General features: G+C 66.2%; 20 protein-coding genes. 10 read left to right on the top strand and 10 right to left on the bottom strand.

Translation table 11 applies throughout. From position 1 onward, the window contains the following. The first annotated feature begins 65 nt into the window (after positions 1 to 65). Both B1756_RS12490 and B1756_RS12485 read left to right on the top strand, forming a co-directional pair. Positions 66 to 1,817, top strand: a complete 1,752-nt coding sequence (locus B1756_RS12490) for a M48 family metallopeptidase (RefSeq protein WP_086888844.1) — start codon at positions 66 to 68, stop codon at positions 1,815 to 1,817. Positions 1,818 to 1,823: 6 nt separating this feature from the next. Beyond that, positions 1,824 to 3,116: a M48 family metallopeptidase gene (locus B1756_RS12485; protein WP_086888843.1), complete on the top strand. Its 1,293-nt coding sequence runs from the start codon at positions 1,824 to 1,826 to the stop codon at positions 3,114 to 3,116. 149 nt (positions 3,117 to 3,265) lie between these two features. Here B1756_RS12485 and B1756_RS12480 read toward each other — a convergent pair whose 3' ends face one another. The 3 genes from B1756_RS12480 to B1756_RS12470 form a co-directional block, all read right to left on the bottom strand. Beyond that, positions 3,266 to 3,826 carry a rubrerythrin-like domain-containing protein gene (locus B1756_RS12480; RefSeq protein WP_086888842.1) on the bottom strand — a complete coding sequence of 187 codons (561 nt, stop codon included), beginning with the start codon at positions 3,824 to 3,826 and terminating at the stop codon, positions 3,266 to 3,268. A gap of 155 nt (positions 3,827 to 3,981) precedes the next feature. Then, the gene (locus tag B1756_RS12475; RefSeq protein WP_086888841.1) at positions 3,982 to 5,388 is read right to left on the bottom strand and encodes a geranylgeranyl reductase family protein; all 1,407 of its coding nucleotides are present in this window, start codon (positions 5,386 to 5,388) and stop codon (positions 3,982 to 3,984) included. Between the two features lie 102 nt (positions 5,389 to 5,490). Further along, positions 5,491 to 6,795 carry an MFS transporter gene (locus B1756_RS12470; RefSeq protein WP_086888840.1) on the bottom strand — a complete coding sequence of 435 codons (1,305 nt, stop codon included), beginning with the start codon at positions 6,793 to 6,795 and terminating at the stop codon, positions 5,491 to 5,493. A 173-nt stretch (positions 6,796 to 6,968) separates the two neighbouring features. Between B1756_RS12470 and B1756_RS12465 the strand changes: the two genes are divergently transcribed. Both B1756_RS12465 and B1756_RS12460 read left to right on the top strand, forming a co-directional pair. Next, complete coding sequence (locus B1756_RS12465) at positions 6,969 to 7,277, top strand: transcription factor S (RefSeq protein WP_086888839.1); 309 nt, start codon at positions 6,969 to 6,971, stop codon at positions 7,275 to 7,277. A 110-nt stretch (positions 7,278 to 7,387) separates the two neighbouring features. Beyond that, positions 7,388 to 8,488, top strand: coding sequence for an amidohydrolase family protein (locus B1756_RS12460; RefSeq protein ID WP_086888838.1), 1,101 nt, complete (start codon positions 7,388 to 7,390; stop codon positions 8,486 to 8,488). 3 nt (positions 8,489 to 8,491) lie between these two features. Here the strand turns inward: B1756_RS12460 and B1756_RS12455 are convergent, their stop codons facing one another. Both B1756_RS12455 and B1756_RS12450 read right to left on the bottom strand, forming a co-directional pair. Next, entirely contained in the window at positions 8,492 to 8,695 is a 204-nt protein-coding gene (locus B1756_RS12455) for a hypothetical protein (protein WP_086888837.1), read from the bottom strand. A 318-nt stretch (positions 8,696 to 9,013) separates the two neighbouring features. Continuing rightward, positions 9,014 to 9,901 carry a sulfurtransferase gene (locus B1756_RS12450; protein ID WP_086888836.1) on the bottom strand — a complete coding sequence of 296 codons (888 nt, stop codon included), beginning with the start codon at positions 9,899 to 9,901 and terminating at the stop codon, positions 9,014 to 9,016. 269 nt (positions 9,902 to 10,170) lie between these two features. Here B1756_RS12450 and B1756_RS12445 point away from each other — a divergent pair, with 269 nt between their 5' ends. The 4 genes from B1756_RS12445 to B1756_RS20060 all read left to right on the top strand — a co-directional run bounded on the left by B1756_RS12445 (position 10,171) and on the right by B1756_RS20060 (position 12,295). Then, on the top strand, positions 10,171 to 10,893 hold the full coding sequence (locus B1756_RS12445; RefSeq protein WP_086888835.1) for a fumarylacetoacetate hydrolase family protein: 723 nt from the start codon (positions 10,171 to 10,173) through the stop codon (positions 10,891 to 10,893). Between the two features lie 61 nt (positions 10,894 to 10,954). Beyond that, a complete protein-coding gene (locus B1756_RS12440; protein WP_086888834.1) occupies positions 10,955 to 11,467 on the top strand; it encodes a hypothetical protein in 513 nt (170 codons plus the stop codon). 66 nt (positions 11,468 to 11,533) lie between these two features. Next, a complete protein-coding gene (locus B1756_RS12435) occupies positions 11,534 to 11,842 on the top strand; it encodes a translation initiation factor eIF-1A (RefSeq protein ID WP_086888833.1) in 309 nt (102 codons plus the stop codon). A gap of 318 nt (positions 11,843 to 12,160) precedes the next feature. Further along, entirely contained in the window at positions 12,161 to 12,295 is a 135-nt protein-coding gene (locus tag B1756_RS20060; protein ID WP_267128190.1) for a DUF7503 family protein, read from the top strand. Positions 12,296 to 12,373: 78 nt separating this feature from the next. On the opposite strand, the gene B1756_RS12430 is transcribed toward B1756_RS20060, so the two are convergent. From B1756_RS12430 to glpA, 5 genes are all read right to left on the bottom strand, one after another. Beyond that, complete coding sequence (locus tag B1756_RS12430; RefSeq protein WP_086888832.1) at positions 12,374 to 14,461, bottom strand: hypothetical protein; 2,088 nt, start codon at positions 14,459 to 14,461, stop codon at positions 12,374 to 12,376. Positions 14,462 to 14,564: 103 nt separating this feature from the next. Next, positions 14,565 to 15,728 (bottom strand): Cdc6/Cdc18 family protein, encoded by a 1,164-nt coding sequence (locus B1756_RS12425; RefSeq protein WP_086888831.1) that lies wholly within the window; start codon positions 15,726 to 15,728, stop codon positions 14,565 to 14,567. Next, complete coding sequence (locus tag B1756_RS12420) at positions 15,725 to 17,077, bottom strand: anaerobic glycerol-3-phosphate dehydrogenase subunit C (RefSeq protein WP_086888830.1); 1,353 nt, start codon at positions 17,075 to 17,077, stop codon at positions 15,725 to 15,727. Before B1756_RS12420 ends, B1756_RS12425 begins: the two co-directional genes overlap by 4 nt. A gap of 4 nt (positions 17,078 to 17,081) precedes the next feature. Then, positions 17,082 to 18,407, bottom strand: a complete 1,326-nt coding sequence (glpB, locus tag B1756_RS12415; protein ID WP_086888829.1) for a glycerol-3-phosphate dehydrogenase subunit GlpB — start codon at positions 18,405 to 18,407, stop codon at positions 17,082 to 17,084. Next, complete coding sequence (glpA, locus tag B1756_RS12410; RefSeq protein ID WP_086888828.1) at positions 18,408 to 20,189, bottom strand: anaerobic glycerol-3-phosphate dehydrogenase subunit GlpA; 1,782 nt, start codon at positions 20,187 to 20,189, stop codon at positions 18,408 to 18,410. A gap of 318 nt (positions 20,190 to 20,507) precedes the next feature. On the opposite strand from glpA, the gene glpK reads away from it, so the two are divergent. After that, positions 20,508 to 22,067 (top strand): glycerol kinase GlpK, encoded by a 1,560-nt coding sequence (gene glpK, locus B1756_RS12405; protein ID WP_086888827.1) that lies wholly within the window; start codon positions 20,508 to 20,510, stop codon positions 22,065 to 22,067. Continuing rightward, on the top strand, positions 22,064 to 23,164 hold the full coding sequence (locus B1756_RS12400; RefSeq protein WP_349675641.1) for a DUF7973 family transport facilitator: 1,101 nt from the start codon (positions 22,064 to 22,066) through the stop codon (positions 23,162 to 23,164). The genes glpK and B1756_RS12400 overlap by 4 nt, the downstream gene beginning before the upstream one ends. Positions 23,165 to 23,226 lie beyond the last annotated feature (62 nt).

Here is a 23,226-nt window from a genome sequence, read left to right as displayed (position 1 = left end):
CACGAAATGCGTTCCCCGCAGCCTCCCTCCACCACTGGCCTGCACGCACTCGAGGTGACTCCGCCGTGACCTCGATTCGAACCCGCGCCAGCCTCCTCGTTCGGACGCTCGTCGCCGCGGGTTGTGGTCTCGTCCTCTCGAGTACCGTCGTCGTCGCGGCGCTCTTGCTCGTCGGCGTCCCCGTCTACGCAGGCGTCTACTACGGCATCGAGACGCTTTCGGCACCGGGACTCGTGCCAGGAACCGATTCGGGACTCGTCGCTGAACCGCTCGCCGCGGCGCTCGTGGTCGCGGTCGCGATTCCCTGTCTGGTCGCCGTCCAACTGTCGCTTCGAGCCGTCCGGAGCGCCCGCGAGCGGTCGTCACCGGCGGGCGCACTCACCCAGGGGACCGTCGAACTCGCCTCCTACGTCCTCCTGTTGTCGTCGCTGCTGATCGTCCTCGCAGCAGTGCCGTTCGTTCGACCGGTGCTTCCCGACCCGGTGTTCGCCATCCTGATCCTGCTCGGGTTCTTCTACCTGCTGACGGTCGGGTACGCCTGGGCCGCCCACGAGTGGGTCCACTCGAGAGACGACGACGAAGACGAACGGACGACCGGCGGCAACTGGCTCGTCATCGGCGTGATCGCCGTCGGCTACCTCAGCGTCTCCTACTGGGCTGGATTCGCCCTGCTGGTCGTGGCCGCGCTCGTCTGGCTCGTCCTCGGCTCGACCGTCGTCCCCGGCCACGTCGAACGGGTTCGAGACGCCGTCGAACGGCGTGCTGCCGAGAGCGCCGAGGAGGAACCCGTCGACCCGGACGACGTCTACGGGTTCACGGACGAGGTTCGACGGGTTCGTACCCGCCTCGAGCGGACCACCGGGCTGGGACCGGCCGTTCCGGCGATGGTCGCCACCCTCGCCGTGATCGGTGTGAGTTACTGGTCGACGACCGTCGTGTCGGTCGAAACGCTCGCCGTCACGGTGGCCGTCGTGAGCGCGCTCGCGTTCGTCGGCGTCCACGTCGGCGGCGCGATCCGCGCGGAGTTCGCCGGCGACACCGCGGTCCTCCGGGACCTCGAGGACCGATTCAACCTCGAGTCGCGCACGGCCGGGGCCTCCGACCGTCCGGTCGCGACTGTCGACGCCGAGGACGCCGGGCGTCCGAGTGACGCGACTGGTGCTCCCGGAACCGACGACTCACTCGAGTCGACCGTCACGCGACTCGCCGGACAGGCCGACCTACCGGCTCCCGACGTTCGAGTACTCGAACACAGCACGCCCGTCGCGCTGACGGTCGGCTACCGCCCGGACGCGACGACGCTCGTCTGCTCTCGGGGGCTTCTCGAGACGCTCACCGAGCGGGAACGCGAGGCCGTGATCGCCCACGAACTCGCCCACGTCGCCAACCGGGACGCGGCCGTCCTGACCGCGCTGTCGGCCCCGGGTGCCGTCGCCCAGCTCGCGCGCAGCCGGTACGGCTACAATCCAGTCGTCGAACCGCTCGCGATGGCCGTTCGGTTCGCGAGTCGCTGGTACGTCGCCCTCGTCTCCCGCGGCCGGGAGTACGCTGCCGACGACGGCGCTGTCGCGATCACGGGCGATCCCGCGGCGCTGGCCAGTGCTCTCGAGTCTCTCGACGACGAGCTCGAGCATCGGCCGTCAGCAGACCTGCGCGAGCGCGATACGGCCACCGCGTTCGCCATCGTCCCGCCGCCGTGGGAGGAGCACCGCTTCTTCGATCGGACCCGACGGTTCGTCGCTCGTGGGATCTTCGGCACGCACCCGACGACCGCGTCGCGAATCGAGCGGCTTCGAAACCGACTCCCCTCGAGGTGACCGACGATGGCACTCGATCGACTCACACTCGGCCTGTGGATTCGGATGCTCGTCGCTGGCGTCGTCGCCGGCGTCGGGATGGTGGTGCTCTTCGTCGCAGAGGTCGCGTTCGCCGCCCTGATGGCTGCGGTGTTCATCGAGGCGATTCCCGAGTTCGCCCTCATCATCCTCGGTCTCGTCGCCGTCGTCGCGGTCACGCTGGGACTCTGGATCACGGTTGCGGCGACGTACCGACGCCTGATGCCCGCCCCCCTGGTCGTCGGGCGAGTCAGCCACGACGGGATGGCAGACGCGCTCGAGCCACTGGCACGCGGTCTGGCGAACCCGACCGTCCCCGTCACTCGACGGGGGCTCGCGATCGCCGTCGGCGGTCCGGTCCTCGCGTTCGCCGGCTACCTCGCGATCGACCTGCTCCCGGTCGTCACGCCGTTCGTGCTCGGATTCGTCGTCGGCGTGGGGCTGGTCTGTTACGGAACTGGCCGACTGGTCTACGAGGAAGTAACCGCCGACGGTGCTGTCCGCGACGACATCGCGGAGACAGCGCGGGTGCCGGCTTCGGACGACGCCGACTCGGACGACGAGCTCGAGGCCGAGCGACGGGCGGTCCAGGCGCGCGTCGACAGACTCGCTGCCCAGGCGGACGCCCCGTCCCCCACCGTTCTACTCGGCAGATCCAGCGTCCCCGTCGCGGCCTCCGTCGGTTACCGTCCGGCCACGTCCTCGATCGTCGTCTCTCGCGGCCTCGTCGATCGCCTCTCCGAGCGGGAACTCGAGGCCGTCCTCGCCCACGAACTCGCCCACGTGATCAACCGCGACGCCGCGGTGTTGACCGCGCTGTCGCTGCCTGCGACCAAGGTCGAAGCGATGTTCGCCGAGGGTGAGCAACACGAGGATGCACAAGAGCAGGAGACGAACACCGATCCCAGCACAGCCGGGCCCCACTCGGGATTCGTACTCGTGGCAGCAGTTCCAGTCTTTCTCGTGACCTCACTGGCCATCGCGTCGCTCGCACGGTACCGCGAGTACGTCGCCGACCGCGGTGCCATCGCCCTCACCGGCGATCCTGCCGCGCTGGCGAGCGCCCTCGAGACCCTCGATCGGGACGTCACTCGCCAACCCGGACGCGACCTGCGCGGACACGGCTCGACGGCGGCGTTCTCGATCGTCCCACCACCGTGGGAAGAACACCGTTTCTTCGATCGGACCCGACGGTTCGTCCGCCGACGGCTGTTCGGAACCCACCCGCGAACCGAACGCCGGGTTCGACGTCTCCGGGAAGTCACACGCGAGTACGAGTAGCCGATCCGACGCCGCTTTCCCTCGAGTTACGGACCCGACCTCACGCAACAGCTCGCGCCTTCACGACGATGACCGGATCCACGCCACGTCTCGAGATGCGGACGTGGGAGACGGGAGACAGAAAACGGCCGACGGCCGTCGAGGAGCAGTCACTCGATCGACGTCTGGCGGTGGCGCACGTCGCCGCCGCAGTTCGGGCAGGTGCCGGGATTGTCGGTCGCGTGGATGAGCGTCCCGCAATTGAAACACTCGTAGGTGCTCTCCTCGGCCGGGTCGTAGGCGACGTCTCGGATCGTCGCCGCGAGCACTTCCTTCGAGGTCTCCTCGTCTAACGCCTCGATGAGGTCGCCAGCGGTGACGACGCCGCGGAGGACCTGTCCCTCGTCGACGACCGGGAGTGCCATGAACCGGTGGCGAGCGAAGGTCGTCGCGAGCTGGTCGACCGGGTCGTCGGCACCAACCGTGACGACCGACTCGGTCTCGATCGTCGATAGCGGTGTCTGACCGGGTGCATTCAACAGTTCTCGAAGCGAGACGACGCCCTCGAGTGCGCCGTCTTCGTCGACGACGTACGCGTAGTAGACCGTCCGTTCAGCGTCGTCGTTGGCGGTCGACGTCCGGATCGCGTCGATCGCCTCGTCGACTGTCTGGGACGCCTCGAACGCCGTGACGTCCTCTTCGATGATGTCCGCGGCAGTCGTCCGTGCCATGTGGTACAACTCGACTACGAAAGCAAATAACTTTGTTCGTCGACCTGTCCCCGGTGTACGTATCCGACACGTGGCCAATCTGGAGGCACCACCCTGTTCGGGTGAACGGTCACGACTGTTCGATCGACCGGGGAAAACGGGGGTCGAGACGCAGGTCAGTACTTCGGATCTGCGCCCGTGGTCTCGTAGACGGACTCCATCAGATCGTCGCGGCGAGCCTGCCACTCGGCGAGGCCGTCGGGACTCGAGGGGTAGTTCTCGTAGTGGGCGAGCACCTCGTCGGCACGGCGTTTCGTCTGGTAGAGGTTCCAGACCGTTCCCCAGTGACCGCGGCTCTTGAGCAGCGCCTCGAGTTTGAGTTTGAAGCCGATGTCCGTACTGCCCGAGTAGAGCGCCTCGGCGAGTTTCTCGCCGGGCATGGCCGCGAGCAGCCCCATCAGGTCGTCGACGTCGACGGCCGTCGAGAGGATGTTGTAGACGTCGAGGGCGGCGTACCGGGCCCCGAAGTGGTCCATCACGCGCTCGTTGTACTCCCAGAGGACGTCCTCGGTTACGCCACCGTTCTCGAGACCGTCGACGATCGCCTCGGCGGCGTACTTGCCGGCGTAGGCCGCGCCAGCGATCCCGCCACCCGTGGTCGGGTTGACGTGGCCCGCAGCGTCGCCGACGGCGACGTAACCGGGGTGGACCGCCGAGTCGTAGGGTCGACGGGTCGGGAGCGCAGCGCCGAGTTTGTTCTCGACTTCCGCACCCTGAAACTCCGAGCGATTCTCGAGGTCGCGTTTCAGGTCCTCGACCAGTTCCATCGGCTCTTCGGTCATCTGGAAGCCCAGTCCGGCGTTGATCTCGGTCTCGGTTCGCGGGAAGTACCAGAGATAGCCCGCCGCGCGCTCGGTCGGCTTGAACACGAGCGCGTCGGACCACTCGACTGGCTCGTCGACGTGGACGATCTCACGGTAGGCCGAACAGAAGTGCGTGTAGTTGACGTTCGTGTCGAACGTCGAGTCGCCGAAGTCGACGTTGTCCTGCAGCACCGACAGTGAACCGGCGGCGTCGACGACGGCTTCCGCATCGTAGGTGCGTGGGGTCCCCTGACTCATCGCCTCGACGCCCGTAACGCGGCCGTCGGCGTCCTGAACGACGTCCTGAACGACGGTGTTGTAGTGAATGTCGACGCCCGCGTTCTCCGCGCCCTCGATGATCAGCCGACCGTACTCCCAGCGGTCGATGACGGCGAGTTCGCCGGGGACGGGAATCTCGAGGACCGTGTCTTCCTGCGGGATTTCGAAACGCCCGTGGTCGACGTCGGTGTTCGTAAACGCCGGTTCGATCTGTGATTTCGGGATCGAATCGGGGAACGCACTCGCGCCCTTGAGCGCGTCGCCACAGGCGATGTGGCCAGCCAGTTCTTCGGACTTGCGCTCGACGAGGGCGACGTCGTAGCCCTCGTGGGCGAGGGTCGCCGCGGCGTAACAGCCTGCGGTTCCGGCCCCGACGACGACCACGTCCGGGTCGTACGTCTCGGGCGTCCCGCCGGCGGCCGACTGCTCCTGCGTACTCATACTCAGTGTGTGGACACTCCGCTATGAAAACTGTTTATGTGGGCCGTGATGGGCCGACAGGTCGCCGTCAGGTCGCGAGCGAGCGACTGAACGAGAGCACAGTCAGTCCCCGCCGACGAGCGGAATCGGGAACGACGCCCGTGTCTCGAGTGTCTCTTCGACCTGTGTGAAGACGAGAACGGTCCCGACGATGGCGAGGATCGTCCCGAAGACGAACGGGACGACGAAGCCGTAGCCGACCAGCGCGCCGGAGGCGAGCGGGCCGACGGCAATACCGAACCCGAAAGCCATCGTGAGCACCGAGAGCTTCGAACCCGACTCTCCCTCGCCCGCGAGGTCGCCGGCCAGCGCCAGCGCGGGGGCGAACACCAGCGCGCCGGCGATCCCCTGAGCGAGTCGAGCGAGGAACATCGTCTCCGGAGTCGTCACGAGTCCCTGAACGAGCGTCGTGGGAATCAGCAACACCATTCCGATGACGATGAACGGGCGCCGACCGTACCGGTCGCAGGCCCGACCGACGGGCGTCTGAAGGAGCACCTGTGCGAGGATGAACGCGGCGAACTGGATGCCAAACCAGGTCGAGCCCTGCTCGAGTCGGGCGTTGACCTGCGGCTGGATCGTCGCGAGCAGCGCGATCGCCGTGGCCATAAATAGCGTCGCGACCCCGAGGGTGAAGATCGGGTCGAGGAGGTTCCGCCCGCTCGGGTCGCGGACGTCGATCGCGAGGTCTGCGGCCGCGTTCGCCTGGGTCCCTTCGGGGTCGGTGATCAGGACCGTCACCAGGAGGGTGCTGAGGGCGGCGGTGATCGCGGCCACGTAGAACGCTGCGTCGAACCCGGTGATCGTCACCCCCGACGAGCCGAGGGGGAGCGTGTACGGCCCGAGGTTGACGACGGCCCCCGCCGCGACCGGCCCGGCACCGAAGCCGATCAGGCGAAACGTGTTGTAGACGCCCATGTTCCCACCGCGATCGCCCCGCGTGGCGAGTTCGTTCACCAGCGCGATCGACGCGGGAACGATGAACGCGACGCTCAGCCCCTGCAACCCGCGGATAACGAGCAACGAGAGGTACGACTCCGCCAAGAGGTACGCCAGATTCGTCAGGGTGAGCCCGCCGAGGCCCACGAGAATGAACGCCTTTCGTCGCCCGACACGGTCGGAGAAACGCCCCGTAACCGGCTGGAGACTGCTGTTGAGAAAGCCATACAGCGAGAGGATGATGCCGATGATCATCGCCTCCTCGAGGCCGAAGGTCGCCCCGCCGATCACGTCGCTGGTGACGTACAGCGGGATCACGATGATCAGAAACGAGTTCCCGATACCGTCGGCCATCCGCGCGAACGCCAGCGCGAGGACCCGCCGGTCGACGGCGAACTGGGCGACGACCAGGCGGGCGAACCGCTGCATACCACCCGTCACGTTGGCTATCCGATTAGTATTACGTTTCGAAGCATAACGGAGGCTGGCGACGATGGACCGTACGTGTCACCGACCGTCGGTGGATGGCCTGACCTATCCCTCGAGTGTGGACGATCCAAACGCGTCGCTTAAGTCGTTCGGCCGACGTATCCCCGACACTGATGGAGTTTTGCGACGATTGCGGTTCGATGATGAAAGCCGTCGACGGCGTCTGGGAGTGTGGCAGCTGTGGCTTTACGAAGCCGAAAGGTGACGCCGCCCAGTACACCGTCACCGACAGCCAGGAGGCAACCGAGATTATCGAGTCCTCGGAGGAAACCTCGTTGCCAGAGACCGACGCTTTCTGTCCGGAGTGTGGCAACGACCGCGCCTACTGGTACATGCAACAGATCCGGTCTGCAGACGAGTCCGAGACGCGGTTTTTCATCTGCACCGAGTGTGAGTACAAGTGGCGCGAAGACGATAACTGACACGTTACCGAAGAAACCGTCGGCGGACGGATGGATATCGACTCGTTTCTCGGCGTGTACGCTCACCGTACGGAATCAGTTCTTTGTAAGCCGTCGGCACACAGCGGCGTATGTCCGACCGGTCCGCCAGCCCGTCGCGCGACGACCACGACCAGCGCCAGTCGACCCTCTCGAGTTCTGACCGTGATCGGAGCCACACCCTGCCCTCGCCCGCGCCCTCGTCCGCTCTCTCGTCCCCGCGGCGACGCTTCCTCACCGTCGCGGCCGGATCGACCGTCCTCTCGGCGACCGCAGGATGCGTCGACACGGACTCCGACGACTCGCCGGCATCGTCCCGAGCAGACCCCCACCACGAGGAGGCCGACAGCGTCGACGAACTCCCGCTGTTCGACGCCCACACCCACATTACGCCGATGGCAGCCCGCGGGCACGACGCGCTCTCGGCAGACGCCCTCGTCGACTGGATGGACAGCAACGGCGTCGACACCGCGGCCGTTCTCGCACTCGAGTCACCAGAGGCCTATCCCGTTCAGGCGACGAGCTGGTGGCTCCTCGAGGAAATCCAGCCGTATGCCGATCGCCTCGTGCCGTTCGTCACCATCGACCCGCGGACGCTGGTCCACGACCGCGACGTCATCGAAGACGTCCTCGAACAGTACCTCGAGGGCGGCGCTCGCGGCTTCGGCGAACTCAAAGCCGGCATCGGTATCGACGACGAGATGGCTCGCCAGGCCTACGAACTGTGTTCGTCCTACGACCTTCCCGTCACCCTCCACACCGACGGCCGGGCGATGACCGACGACCTCGGCCTCCCCGGACTCGAGTCGGTCCTCGAGTCGTTCCCCGACGTCGACTTCCTCGCGCACGCCCACGGCTGGTGGATCCACGTCTCCGGTGACGTCGACACGATGGAACGCGGGAGCGCCCACGAAGGCCCGGTCGAACCAGGCGGCCGCGTTCCGGAACTCCTCGCTAGCTACGACAACCTCTACGGTGATCTCTCCGCTGCCGCAGGCTGGACTGCACTCACCCGCGACGAAGACTTCGGCCAGTCGTTCCTCGAGGACCACCACGACCAGCTCGTCTTCGGAACCGACTACCTCTATCCCGGCCAGGAGGTCGACCACTTCGACCTCTTCGACCGATTCGACCTCTCACTCGAGGCGTGGGCCGACATCCGGTACCAGAATTTCCAGTCGCTCCTCGTGTGAGCGTCAACCGAGCCGCCGGTACACCCGGAGTCCGATCGAGACCGCCGTCCCGAACCCGGGCACCCGCCTCGAGATCGCCGCCGCCCCGAGCAACAGCGCACCGGCCTTTCGGCGCCCCTTCGCGAACTCCACGACCGCGTCGGCGATCGTCGTCATCGTGCTCGCGTTCGATACCAGGTTCCGTCGGTCGCCGGTCGTCGTCGACATACTCCTCGTTGAGCCAGCACAGTGGAAACCACCTCACCTTGCGATTGCCGCCGCCACTTCTCCTCGAGTGGAGATGCGAGGGTCACGACTCGAAGGGAACGGCTCCAGAAAAATTACGTCGCTCACTCCTCGCCCGCTTCGCGGTTCCCTCCCGGTCACCGCTCCGCCTCGAGAACTTCCCTTCGCTCACTCCTCGCCCGCTTCGCGGTTCCCTCCCGGTCACCGCTCCGCCTCGAGGAGTTCACTACGTTCACTCCTCGCCTTGCTCACGGGTCGCTTCGCTCCCCGTTCGCATTTTGGAGCACTCCCTCGCTTCGCTCAGTCGTCCTCCCCTTTCGCAATCGGCGCTCGAATAAGATTCCCCCACTCGGTCCACGAACCATCGTAGTTCTGGACGTCTTCGTAGCCCAGCAGTTCGTGGAGGGCGAACCAGGCGATCGCCGACCGCTCGCCGACGCGGCAGTAGGTGACGACCGACTCGTCGCCGTCGATGCCGGCCTCTTCGTAGAGATCCCGCAGTTCCTCCGGCGGCAGGAAGCGCCCGTCGTCTTGCAGGTTCGTCGGCACGGGAACGTTCGACGCGCCGGGGATGTGGCCGCCACGCTGGGCAGTCTCGTCGAGTTCGGGTGGTGCGATGAGTTCGCCGGAGAACTCCTCTGGCGAGCGCACGTCGACCATCGGGAGGCCAGCCTCGCGGGCCTTGTCGACCTCACCCTGATACGCGCGGATGCTCTCGAACGGCCCGCGGGCCTCGTACTCCTGGGACGGGTAGTCTGGCTGCTCTTCGGTCAGCGGATAGTCGTTCTCGACCCAGTAGTCCTTTCCACCGTCGAGGATCCGGGTGTCCTCGTGACCGTAGTAGTTGAACTGCCAGTAGGCGAAAACGGCGAACCAGTTGGGGACGTGGCCGTCGCCGTAGAAGACGACCGTCGAGTCCTCGCCGATGCCGATTTCGCCCACGAGGTCCTCGAAGTCCTCTTTCTTCAGGATGTCACGCTGATCGTCGTCCGAGAGATCGTCGTCCCAGTTGAGGCCGATCGCACCCGGAATGTGGCCCTCGTCGTACAGCGACGGAAAGTCGTTGTCCGGTGGGCTCGGACTCTCGATCTCCACGAGACGATACGCCGGATCGTCGGACTGGAAGTCGTCGAGTCGGTCTTCGACCCAGTCGGCCGAAACGAGTACGTCGGTGTCGTAGTCGGTCATACACCTCTTTCTATCCCGAGGAGCCACTAATAGGTGTCAGCATGGGTATGTATGGGTGCTAGCTGTGACGGCGACAGCCATCGAATCGCCCCGAAGACAGGGGCCGGAGGAAACGTCAGCCGGCACTTTCGAGAATCGTACCCGGCGTCCGACGGGCTCCTGCGTCGTGGCGACTTCCGGCAACAACTCCCGGAAACGCCGACGCAGATTCGGGCCGTAAAACCGCCGTCGATCGGCACTGGTAACCCGCTCGAGCAGTGAATCCGGATATGCGACTCGCACGACTCCTGACACCGGACGGACCGGTGGCCGGCAGGTACGAGGAGGGTATCATCTACGCCGACGACGGAGCCTACGAGGTCGGCGTCGACGGCCGTCTCCTGCCACCGGCGGAACCAACCGCACTCTACTGCGTCGGGCGCAACTTCGCCGAAACGCTCGAGCAGATGGAGTACGACCGACCCGAGGAACCGGACTTTTTCATCAAGCCGCCGGCGTCGGTGGTCGGCCACGAGCAACCGATTCCCTACCCTTCGTTCACCGAGGAGTTGACTTACGCAGGCGAACTTGCGGCCGTGATCGACGACCGCTGTCGTAACGTCGACCCCGAGGACGTCCCCGACGTCGTCCGCGGGTACACGATCATGAACGACGTCGACGCGCTCGACCAGCAGGGCCGCACGGCGCGGAAGGCCTTCGACCGCTCGGGGCCGCTCGGCCCCTGGCTCGAGACGGATCTCGATCCGCGCGCGATCGACATGCACACCGACGTCGCGGGCGAGCGCCGGCAGGAGGCCAACACGGAGCTGATGCTGTTCGATCCCTACGAGATCGTCTCCTACCTCTCGAGGCGCTTTACCGTCGAGCCGGGCGACGTCGTCGCCTTCGGGAGTCCGGCCAATCCGGGCCTGCTCGAGCCAGGCGACACCGTCGAGATTACCTACGAGGGGATCGGCACCCTGCGAAATACGGTAGTCGAGGGTCGGGAGTGAGGCAGTCCCGTGAGCAGTCGGTGGAGAAACGCCTTTGACCGCCGACTGCCACCGACGAGATGTGAGCGCTGATTCCGCCCGCCGCGTCGAGGTTTACCCCGGCCGCGAGGTCGTCGTCGAATTCGACCCCGACCTCACCTTCGAGTGCGTCGAGGAGTGCACCTGGTGCTGTCACCACGGTGTCTTGCTCTACGACCGGGACCTCCTCGAGCTGGCCCAGCGGGCGACCCTCGCGGAGACGACGACCGACTTCCGCGGAGAGAAGTTCGTCACGCGCGAGGAGAAATCCCGGGACGACCACGTCGGCGAGGACGGCCACGCCTGTGCGTTCCTTCGCGACGACGGCCTCTGTACCCTCCATCTCGAGGAAGACTGGAAGCCAACGCGGTGTTCGGTCTTTCCACTTGGCGTCTGGCTCGACGAGGGTGACCTCCACGTCGACATCCGGGAGTCGGCCCACGACCACTGCGACGGACTCGACGTCAGCGACCGGCGAGTGATCGACAATCTCGAGGCCTTCTTACCGGAACTGCTCTGGGAGCTCGAGAACCCCGATTCAGACCGCGTGCTGTGAGTTCGGGGACCGTCACGATCCGGAGACGTGGCTGTCTCGTGTTACCACGCATCTCCAACCATTTAAATGTCTTCCGCACGTAGTCGGGTTGTGACAGAAGAATCAGGGCGACGGAACCTCCGTATGCCAAACAGCGACGAAGTATTCGCAATCGTGACCGAGCACCTTGGTGGAAACCACGTCCAGCTTCGGTGCCAGGACGGGAAAGAGCGCCTCGGGCGCATCCCCGGCCGCATGAAGTACCGCACCTGGATCGAGCAGGACGACATCGTCGTCGCCGAACCCTGGGACTGGCAGGACGAGAAAGCCACCATCGAGTGGCGCTACACCAGCCAGGACGCAGATCAGCTCCGTCGCGAAGGCCACATCGACTGATATTTTAGCTGCAGCCGGTGAACGCCGGTGACACGCAGTCTCTGACCCGGAGAGCACACGTTCTACCGACTTCTCGAGTGACGACGACTACCGCGTAGGTTCCAGGACAGGTGAGAGCGAGCCGATCGGTGGCACACCCGGCTACCGTTCCGCGGTCTCGAGAGTGCACGCCGTCTTTCGTACCGTCGCCACGGCCGGATAGTCGTGCTTGCCGACGTTTCCTTGTTATGTTTGAACACACCAACTCAGAATTATCTTTGGATACGTAAGAAAGTATAAGAAAAATTTAATACTAATGGAAATAACCATTAGAATGCAATGTCCGACAACGACAGCATGAAAGATTACCTCGCACAGCACCCCCGAATGATCGGCGCACTGTTCACCATCCTGCTCCTGCTGAGTCAGGCAGGGTCGGCCTCTGCAGCGATTGCTACTCAAGTTGGCCCGTGATTTTTTAAGTGTAGAATTATCTACGCGTTCCGGGACGAAACCACACCTGTTCTACAAATAAAGAAAATTATAATCGAGCTATCTTAATAGGTCAGTCCCAACCTCGTCGTTCCAGTAAATTTCATCCTCGAATAGAAGCGGATATTTGCTCCACGTAAGATACTCCTCAAGCGCGTCCCTTTCGACTCGTTCCTGAGGTAGAGCACCGGGGCTCAAATGATGTTGCTGAATCGTTTGAATGGCGGGCGTCGAGACGCTTCCCAGTTTGTATTCCTTCGTTGTGTACGCCTGTCCACCGAGTGTATAGGTCGAGTCGTCGATCGGATCAAACTCGAGCAGGCCGGGCGTTCCACCGTCCGACTGGGCGATATCGGCTGAGCCGTCACCGACGATCAGGTACTGATCGCCGAGTGCGGAGTGATCCTGTGCGATCTCGAGGGCTCCTCGGAGCGGGAAGCCCCTGTTGAGCAGGCGGGCCATCGTCTCGCCTGCTTCGACGGCGTCTTCGTTGACGACGTCGGCGTAGGTGCTGACGCCGCCGAACGCACCGCGTTCGGTCAGGGCCAGTCCCTGTTCGTAGGACCGACAGGCGTTGAGGAAGAAGACGCCGAGGTCCACGGCCTCGAGCGTACGGACGTCGAGGTCGCCGTCTGCACACTCGATCCCGTCTTCGGTCGCGTGACCGATGTAGTGGAGGAAGTCGTAGCCACCCCCGGTGAGTAACTCGGTGAGTCGTCGGGTACTGACGCCGAACTCCGAATCGATCTCGAACGGCAGGGTCTCCCGGTTGCCGTAGGTCTCGTCGAGGATGTCGTGTTCCTCGAGCATCCGGGCGTCGTTACAGACGAGCAGGATCTCGATCGAGGCGGTGCGCTCGTCGTGATCGAGCTGGTTGCGGTAGGCTTCGACCGTGGCCTTGGAGGCCTGCTTGGGAATCCCATCGCCAAACCAGGCGTGTTCGACCGACTCGTCGGCGACCGCCGGACGGACGAACACCGACTCGCCGGGCGACGACGGTGGCGCGCGAGACTGGCTCCGGGACCCGGCTGCAGACCGAACCAGCTGGGCAGTCGCAGGCTCGGGCTCCGGAATCGCCTCGGGGACCTGCCCGCGAGTCTCGCGGACGATCCCCAGTTCGTTCACCACGAACGGCAACAGTTCCACGGTCTCCGGATCCGCGGGAACGTGCGCGGTCAACGGCCACCGCGGCACGTACGGTTCGAGCCGGTCGAACGGCACCTCGAGGTACCGTTCCAGTCGCTCGGTGAGCGACAGGTCGTAGGTCTCCCGGAACTCGAACGGCAGGTCGTCCTCGAGGACCGACCGCTCGTAGAGGTCGTACTGGAAGACCCCCTCCATCCGAACCAGTGAATCGAGGAAGAAGACGCGCTTCAACAGGGTCGCGATCCCATCCTCGAGCGAGCCGGCCTCGATCAGCGAGTGGGTAAATTCCGACGTCTCGAGCCGGGGCTCCTGGCCCGCACGGACGGTCGCCCCGAGGAAGAACGCGAGCGGGGCGGCCTGGAACACCGAGCGGTAATTCGGCGGAACGACGAGAGAAACGTCACTGTCCGGAACGTCGACCGGGTCGGGAATCTCGAGTCGATCGCCGAGTTCGATCAGCGGCGGATGACCGCGCAGGGTCGGCCACGTGCGCTCCGGTGACGTCGTCTTCAACGCCGACGGCATCGCCGAGACGGCCGCCATCATGTCGTCGATATCGGAAGTGGTCGTGATCGTGCCGGCGGGGCGGTCGTGCAACGAACGAGCGCCGACGCCGACGGTCGCCTCGCGCTCGAGGGAGATCCGAACCGCCGTAATACCGATTCCGACCGTTCCGGCGACGGGGACTCGACAGTAGAGTTTGATCGGGCCACTGAGGCCAACGAACTGCAGCCGATCCTCGAGTTCGGCCGTCTGGCCGGTGCCGAGGGCGGCCTCGGTTCGCCCGGTTTCGTCGTGGATCGTCACCGAACAGGTCTGGTCGAGCCTGAGCGCATCGGTCTCGACGGTACAGGCAGTATTGAGTGGAAACTCGAACGTCTCGACCGCGACGGGTTCGGGGTCGACGGACCCGTCGATCCCGAGTTGCAGTCGCCGCTGCTCGATCGAGTCGTGAAACTCGAGGCCGGGAGGATCAGTCGTCGCGTCGAAGGTGATAGTCATAACTCCGGCTAGGGCTGGCTCTTGTTTTCGACCGCGGGTGCAAAACGATTGTGGCGTCAATTTGGCAGGAAGCAGCGTTGTCCGGCCGTCCCACAGGCGAAAACTACTGCGGGCAACCTGCGGACGCCGAACTCTGTTCGCGAAAGACGATCGTCGGGAACCGCGCCACGACGGTGCTGGGACGGCGACCGCTGCCGGCGCGCGACAGCGGAACCCGCTCGATCACCCCCTGATCTGCGAGTTCGTAGAGAAACCGCGTCACCGTTCCCGTGGTCAGTTCCGATCGGTCGGCGATTTCCGTCGCGATGGCTTTGATCGGCCGATCGCGGTCTTCGAGCGCGACGAGATCGACGAGAACCTGCTGTCGCGTCTTCGAGAGGGCGAGCGCACGGTCGACGTGGACCCCGTCGTCGGGGACGTCCATCCTCGCTCGTTCGAGGTGGGCCTCTTCGATGCGGTCGGCGTCGTCGGCGGTTGCACACACCGCAGCCGAGAACAGCGCTGCGAGCGCGTCGTGGGCGTTTCCGTCGGCCCACGCGGCGAGTTCGCGGACCGATTCGTGATCGAGCGCGCCCGCGGCGAGCCCCGTCGAGGCGCGGTCCGTGAGGACGTCGATCAGTTCGTGACTGCGATAGGCGGGCACCGATACGCGTTCGCCGGCCCACCCGGCCGGTTCGCGCTGGCCGACGGCAACCGTCGAGACCGAGTCCGCGACGGGTTCGAGGAGGTCACACGCCTGTTCGTACGCCAGCGTCTCCGGTTCGTCGTGGTGGTCGACGGCGACGACCGCGCGACGGTCGGGCCGTGCGAGGCGCTCTCGCAGGCGCTCACGAAGCTGATCGGTTCCGATGCCGCTCTGCGGAACGGGATCGGGTGAGAGAACCGAGAGGACGGCCCGGTAGAACGCGAAGGGACTCTCGACGCGTCGGCCGTCGACGTAGACGAACCAGGTGACCGGCTCGACCTGCTCGTCGCGCGTGGTCGTCCCGATCGCCCGGCTCGCGTCACCGAGTCGATCGTTCAGTGCGTCGAACAGCGCGGTGACGATCGCAGACGTCCCGGAGCCGGCCGGACCGACCACCGCGACTGGCTCCGGGAGGCCGTCGTCGAAGACTGGCTCGAGTGCGTCGAGCAGTTGCTCGAAGACGGGGCCACGACCGACCGGGTCCGAACGGTGGACGACGGGACTCAGGTGACTCCGGTCGACGACGACGGAGGCGTCCCGGTGGACGGATCGTCGTCTCGCGATGCGATCCCGGAGATTCATTCGGTGCCGTCAGCCTCCGACCCGACGAGCGCCGCCTCGAGCACCTCGAGGGTGTGGTAGACGGGGTAGCCAGAGCCGTGTTCCATCTGCATCGAACACGTCGGACACTCCGTCAGGCCCGTTTCGGCCGGTGCGGCGGCCATGTGCTCGAACATCTCCTCGCCGATCGCCATCGACGTCTCGTAGCGTTCGGCCTTCCACCCGTAGGTTCCGGAGATCCCCGAACAGGAATCCCCCACGTCGTGTGCCTCGATCCCGTCGATCGCGTTCATCACTTCGATCGTCTGGCTATCGAGTCCCTGGTTACGTGAATGACACGGTGCGTGATAGACGACGTCGTCGAACTCCTCGCCGACTGCGGCCCCCTCGAGTGCGGCCTCGAGGTCCTCGTGGACCCGCAGGTACTCGAGGGCGTCCCAGGTGTTCGCGGCGACCGTCTCCGTGTCCACGAAGTCGAACAGTTCGGGGTACTCCTGGCGGAGCGACATCGAACACGAACTGCACGAGGTGATGACGTCCGCCCCCTCCTCGAGGGCCCCGGCGAGTTCCCGGACGTTGGTCTCTGCTGCTCGGCGAGCGTCTGCGAGCATTCCGTTGGCGAACATCGGCGTGCCCGAGCAGTCCTGTTCGGGGACCAGCACCTCGTAGCCGAAGTGTTCGTATACCCGGACGAGCGCCTTCGCGACCGCTGGGGTGTTGAAGTTCGCGTAGCAACCGTGGAAGTAGGCGATGCGTTTCTCGGGGTTCTCGACGTGCGCGCCACCTCGAGCCGTGAACCACTCACGGAACGTCTCGGTCGCGAACTCCGGAAACTCGCGCTCGCTCGTGATCCCGAGGGTCTTCTCGCCGAGCCAGCGCACGGCAGATAGGCCCATCACGAAATTCGCGGTACGCGGGAACGTGGCTGCGAGCGGCGCGAGTCGGCGGTAGTTCGCGAGCAGCCGGTTGCGGACGTACTCGCGGGAGAGGGTGTTCATCTGGTCGTCGACGTACGCCCCGCGAGCCGTGTTGTGCATCTGGGAGAGCGGGACGTCCGTCGGGCAGGCGCTATCGCAGCGCATGCAGTTCGAGCACTTCATCACCGTCTCGTCGATGTCGTGGTCGTCCTGCCGTTTGAGCCGCCACTGCTCCGGCCCCTGGAACTTCGGCCCGGGGAACTCCTCGTCGACCTCCGCGACGGGGCAGTTCGTATCGCAGGTCGAACACTTGTAGCAACTGTCGGCACCGGGCCGGAGGTCCATCGACTCGGCCTCGGGGAAGACCTCGATCGGTTCGAACGCGTCGTTCTCGTCGTCAGCGTGCTCGTCTGTCGGTCGGCCAGCATCGGCCGTGGTATCTGCATCGCTCATGGAATTAGCTCGTCACCTCCGCGGCTGCACGCGTGCCGGCGACGTAGCCCGTCGCCAGCGAAACGCCACTGCCCGACTTCTCGGCGGCGAAGTCGTAGCCGCTCAGGACCGAACCCGCGGCCCGCAGGTTGGAAAACTCGAGGCCGCCGCCGGCCTCGAGCGGTCGGAGGTCGCGGTCGACGTCGACGCCGAACCGGGCGTAGGGCTGGTCGCCGAAGACGTCGTCGACGAACCAGTCGTACCGATCGTCCGGGTGCGCGACGTGGCAGTCGAAGACCGGTTCGGTAACCTGCTCGCGATCCGACTCGATTCCGGTTCCGACGAGACCGCCCGTCGCGAGGACGTACTGGTCGGCCCGGTGGGGCACCGCAGCGCCGTTGCGGTCGACGACGACGTGGCCGATCCGGTCGCTGTCCGCTCCGGTTCGATCGTCGGCCCCACCGCGGGCCGACTCGTAGTCGACCACCGGCACTCCCGTGGTCACCCGGACGCCTGCGTCCTCGAGCGCGCCGTAAAGAAGGTCCTCGAGTCGCAATCCCGGCAGGCTGGGCGGTCCCATCGGGACCTCGAAGACGTCGACGTCCAGAGCCGCCTCGAGGTCGGTCCTGACCGCGGTTGCGTGGTCGTCGCCCAGAATGGCCGGAAACCCGACGCGGGACTCGCCTGCGAGTCGATCCTCGACGACGCTGGCGAGGGCCGCCCGCGAGCCGGTCTCGCTCCCGCCACGCCAGACGGGCTCGTTCCGGTCGAGCAGGTGAGCGTAGCGAGTGACCTTCGCGTCGTCCCGCTCGATGCCGGGAAATGAGACCGTCACGCCCCGGACGGCGAACGGGACGCCGGCGGCCTCGAGGTGGCCGGCGGCGAGCGGCGCGTCGAAGTCGGGGATCGTGTCGAAGCCGACGAGGAGGGTGTCTCGCGGGTCGCTCGCGAGGCCGGCGGCCGTCGCGGCCGGGTAGCGGGCGGTCGGCTTGACCCGACCGGCGTAGGTCGGCACGAGCGCGTTCACGTCGGTGTGGGAACCGGCGTAGGCGTCGCCGGCGACCCTGTCGAAGAACTCGAGCGCGTCGCGGACGGCGTCGGCTCCGACTCGCTCGTAGGGGTGGCCCGTGGGCAGGTCGGCGATGGCGTCGAACGGGTCGACGATCGGGTCCTCGGTACCGGCACCGTCCGGCGGATACCCCAGCACGTCGATCAGTCCGCTCGCCTGCCGGAGGGTGCTCTGTGTGGCGCTGACGATGCGAACGCGAACGTCCTCTCGCGCGGCCGCGAGCGCGGCGGTCGCCCCGGCGAGGCCGCCACCGACTACGAGGACGTCGTCCTCGATGGCCATTCAGCGGCCACCTCCGGCGTCGGTTCCGGCACCTCGAGTGTCGGGGCGGTCGGTCCCCGCTCGAGGAGCCGCTCCCTCGGGTTCGCGATCCGGACCGCGGTCGAACGCTGCGTAGGGGAGCGAGTCCGAGCCATCCCCCGGATCCGTCCCGGCGTCGCTCGCCGGGTCGGCGTCCAGATTCGCCGTCGTCGCGTACAGCGCGTAGTTGACCATCGCCTGGGAGAGCTGTTCGCCCCAGCAGGCGTGGCGTTCGCCCTTCCAGCGCTCGGCAACGAGTTCCGACAGGGCCGCGCGGACGGTGTCGGCGTCGTGGTCGGGATGGAGTTCGGTCGCCATCGCCTGACAGCAAAAGCCACCCTGGCAGTTGCCCATCGAGGCCCGGGTCCGGATGCGAACGGCGTTCAGGTCCGCGCCGGACTGCTCGATTGCGTCACGGATCTCCGCTCGCGTGACGCCCTCGCACTGGCAGATCACCGGGTTCGGGTCCGAGCACTCGAGTACCGCCTGACTGCGACTTCCCAGACGCTGTTTCGACCGGCGAGCGATCGGCGAGCGCAACCCGAAGTCGTCCATGCCGGCCGCGAGCGTCTCGAGGTTCTCGCTCCCGGGCAGAGGTTCCTCGGCGGTCGCACACGAGGCCCGGACGCCGAGTTTGTCGCAGACGTGGTCTGCGATATCCTCCGCCATCGCGCGGTAGGTGGTGAACTTCCCCCCGACGATGCTCGAGATTCCAGCTACCTCGTCGCGGTCTGCGTGATCGAGCAGGAAGAAGTCCCGCGTGATGTCGGTCGGATCGACGGTTCCGGTCCCCGGCGGTTCGTACAGCGGGCGAACGCCCCAGAACGAGCGGATCGTCCGGGCCTCCCGGAGGATCGGCACGAGTTCGGCGAGGCTGTCGATCATCAGGTCGACCTCCCAGCGCTCCTCGGGGTAGTCGTCTGGGTCCTCGACTTCGACGTCCGTGGTGCCGAGGATGGCGGTCGTCTCGTGGGGAACCACGATGTCTGCGTCGCCTTTCGGCCGGCAGCGGTTGATCACGGTGTCGACCTGCCGGACGTTCATGATGGTCATTACACCCTTCGACGGGCGGACGGCGATCTCGAGGTCGGCCATCGCCCCGATCTGGCCGGCCCACGCGCCCGTCGCGTTGACGACGTACTCGGCGGTGATCTCCTCGAGGCTCCCCGCGGCCACGTCGGTCCGTTTACCGGGGCCTGCGCCGTGGCGGACTACGGCACCGGTGACGTCGTCGCCGTCGCACAGCAGGTCGACCACCTCGGCGTGGGTCTCGATGCGCGCGCCGTGGTTCTCGGCGTCGATCGCGTTCGCGACACAGAGGCGGAACGGGTCGACCGCGCCGTCGGGCACCTCGATCGCGCGCTCGACGTCAGCGGCCAGGTAGGGTTCGTTCGCGCGGGCCTCGCGCCCGGAGAGCACGCGCGCCGGAATCCCGCAGTCGCGACAGCCCTCGAGTTTCTCCTCGAAGTACTCGTCGGGATCCTCGGGGCGCTTGACGAACAGCCCGCCAGTCTCCTCGACGCAGTGGCCCGCGATCTCTCGCAGCACCCGGTTCTCCTCGATGCACTCGCGGGCGCTCGCCCGGTCAGAGACCGCGTAGCGGCCGCCGCTGTGGAGGAGTCCGTGCATGCGACCCGTGGTTCCGTCCGTCAGCGTCCCGCGCTCGAGCAGGGTGACCTCGAGGCCGCGCATCGCCAGGTCCCGGGCGATGCCACAGCCGGTCGAGCCGCCACCGAGGACGAGCACGTCGGTGTCCGATGGCATTTCCGTTACTCGTACCTCGAGCCCGCTTCCCTTTATTTTATCGGCACCAGCAGAGCGTCCGTAAGAGATAGGAGAGTCGGCGACGACGGACGAGGTGGTAGCCGATCAGCGCACCCGAGGGGGACCCGTCGACTGTCCCAGCGGCCACACAGATCGACAATTTCTCACCCTGAGTCCGGCCCGTCCGGTGGATCGACCGAATCGAACCGGTGTAACTACCAGTTGACCGTGGAAAATTTTATAATGATCGTCATGATTGTTTACCAGTAGCACGTGACCGTCGATAAAGATGGTGCGTGAGCCACCGGGGTGACACCAGTGACAGACAATACCTACGTCGGCGCAGTGGACCAGGGAACGACCGGGACTCGCTTCATCGTCTTCGATCACGGGGGGCGGGTCGTCGCGAACGCATACGAAAAACACGAACAGATCTACCCGGAGCCGGGCTGGGTCGAACACGACCCGATGGAGATCTGGGAGAACACGAAGCAAGTCATCACGCAGGCGTTCGGGCAGGCGGGGATCAGGCCCGACCAGCTCGAGGCCATCGGCGTGACCAACCAGCGCGAGACGACGGTACTCTGGGACGCAGACTCCGGGAGACCCGTCCACAACGCCATCGTCTGGCAGGACCGGCGCACGACCGAGCGCGTCGAGCAACTCGAGGCCGACGGACAGGTCGAGTCGATCCGCGCAAAGACCGGCCTCGAGGCCGACGCCTACTTCTCGGCGACCAAAGCCGAGTGGTTACTCGAGGAGGGCGACCCGATCAAGATGGAGCGTTCGCGGCCCGACGACATCCGCGACCGGGCCGAGCGTGGCGACGTACTCTTCGGAACGATCGACACCTGGTTGATCTACAACCTCACGGGCGCACACGTGACCGAGGTCACGAACGCCTCGCGGACGATGCTGTACAACATCCACGACCTCGAGTGGGACGACGACCTCCTCGCGGAGTTTTCGGTCCCACGCGAGATGCTCCCCGAAGTGCGTCCCTCGAGCGACGAGGAGACTTACGGGACGACCGACCCCGAGGGCTTCCTCGAGGCCGAAATCCCCGTCGCGGGCGCACTCGGCGACCAGCAGGCGGCGCTGTTCGGCCAGACCTGCTTCGACGCGGGCGACGCGAAGAACACCTACGGGACGGGCTCGTTCTTCCTGCTGAACACCGGCCCGGAGGCCGTCGAATCGGACCACGGCCTGCTGACGACGATCGGGTTCCAGCGCTCGGGCGAACCCGTTCAGTACGCCCTCGAGGGCTCGATCTTCGTCACCGGCGCGGCCATCGAGTGGCTCGAGGACGTCTCGCTGATCGACGACCCGACCGAGACCGCGGAACTGGCCCGGAGCGTCGATTCGACGGACGGCGTCTACGTCGTGCCCGCGTTTACGGGCCTTGGCGCGCCCCACTGGGACCAGCGCGCTCGCGGGACCATCGTCGGGATGACACGGGGCACCCGTCGCGAGCACATCGTCCGGGCGACCCTCGAGTCGATCGCTTACCAGACTCGCGACGTGGCTGAGGCCATGGAGGCCGACTCGGGCATCGAGATGCGCAGTCTCAAGGTCGACGGCGGTGCGGTCAAGAACAACTTCCTCTGTCAGCTCCAGGCCGACATCCTCGGTTCGGCCATCGTCCGGCCAGTCGTCGACGAGACGACGGCGCTCGGCTCCGCCTACGCCGCGGGACTGGCAGTCGGCTACTGGAACGACCTCGAGGAACTGCGACGCAACTGGCAGGTCGACCGCGAGTTCGACCCGACGATGGACCGCGAGACCGCAGACACGCGGTACGACCGCTGGAGCGACGCCGTCCAGTGCTCGCTCGGCTGGGCGCGAGACGCCGACGGTGACGGAGGAAACGACGCATGACCGTCAGCGGGCTGCTCGAGGCGCTCTCGAGTCTGCCGGAGATCGTCGCGGCGCTCGGGGGCGGGGCGTTCGGGGCGGCGATCGGGCCGCTCCCGGCGTTCGTCTTCACGGGCCTGCTGGTGATCGCCGGCGAGTCGGCGGTGCTGGTCGGCGGTGACGAGTACGGGCACATCACGGGTGCAGTCGCCTTCGGTCCGGCGTTCTCGCCGGCAGTGAGCTTCGCCGGCGGTGTCGCCGCGACGGCCTACGCCGCCCGCAAGGGCTACATGGACGACTTCGAGTACGACTACCACCAGGCGAAGAACATCGCCCAGGCGCTCGGGACGAAACCTGACGTCCTCGCCGTCGGTGCCGTCTTCGGCGTGGTCGGCTGGTGGATGCAGGTCGCCTTCGACACGCTCGCCCTGCCGTACGATCCCATCGCGATGGGGGTCGTACTCTCTGCGATCTTCCACCGCCTCATCCTCGGGTACAGCGTCATCGGAACGATTCGCGGGAGCAGCGTCCTCGACATGAGCCCGTTCGAGCGCGAAGAGCGACGGAACGCGACCGACGGCGGGACGGCGCGCGCTCGCACCGACGGCGGGGAGGTGGTCAGGCCCGAATCAGCGAGACAAGCGATCGGACAGGGACGGTTCGCCGTCGAACCCTGGCTCCCCCACCAGTACCGGTGGGCGAACGTCGCCGCGATCGGTGCCTTCGCGGGCATTCTCGGCGGCTGGATCGCCATCGCGACGCAGAGCCCGTTCCTCGCGTTCGGCGTCAGCGCAGCGACGCTGCTGTTCCTGAACCTCGGAATCGAGAAGGTGCCGGTGACCCACCACATCACCCTGCCGGCCGGGACCGCCGCACTGGCCGTGATGGTGGAAGGAGACGCCCTGATAGCCGGGCTCGGTCAGAGTGGCGCACTCCTGATCGCGCTCCTGTTCGGAGTCGTCTGCGCGCTCTTCGGCGAGGTGTTCCAGCGGGTCTTCTACGCCCACGGGGACACCCACGTCGACCCGCCAGCGGCGGCGATCGTCTTCGGTACCCTCCTCGTGGCGATCCTCTACTTCGCCGGCGTCTTCCCCGACACCTCGTGGGTCCCGACGTTCTGACCGCGCGTTCGCGACCCTGCAGTGTATCGACGATCGACCACGAACTGTAGTAGCCACTGCAC

It is taken from the genome of Natrarchaeobaculum aegyptiacum, assembly GCF_002156705.1.
In the GTDB taxonomy this organism is placed as follows: Archaea; Halobacteriota; Halobacteria; order Halobacteriales; family Natrialbaceae; genus Natrarchaeobaculum; species Natrarchaeobaculum aegyptiacum.
The sequence above is the reverse complement of the archived record's forward strand: the minus strand, read 5'-3'. Positions and strand labels throughout refer to the sequence as shown.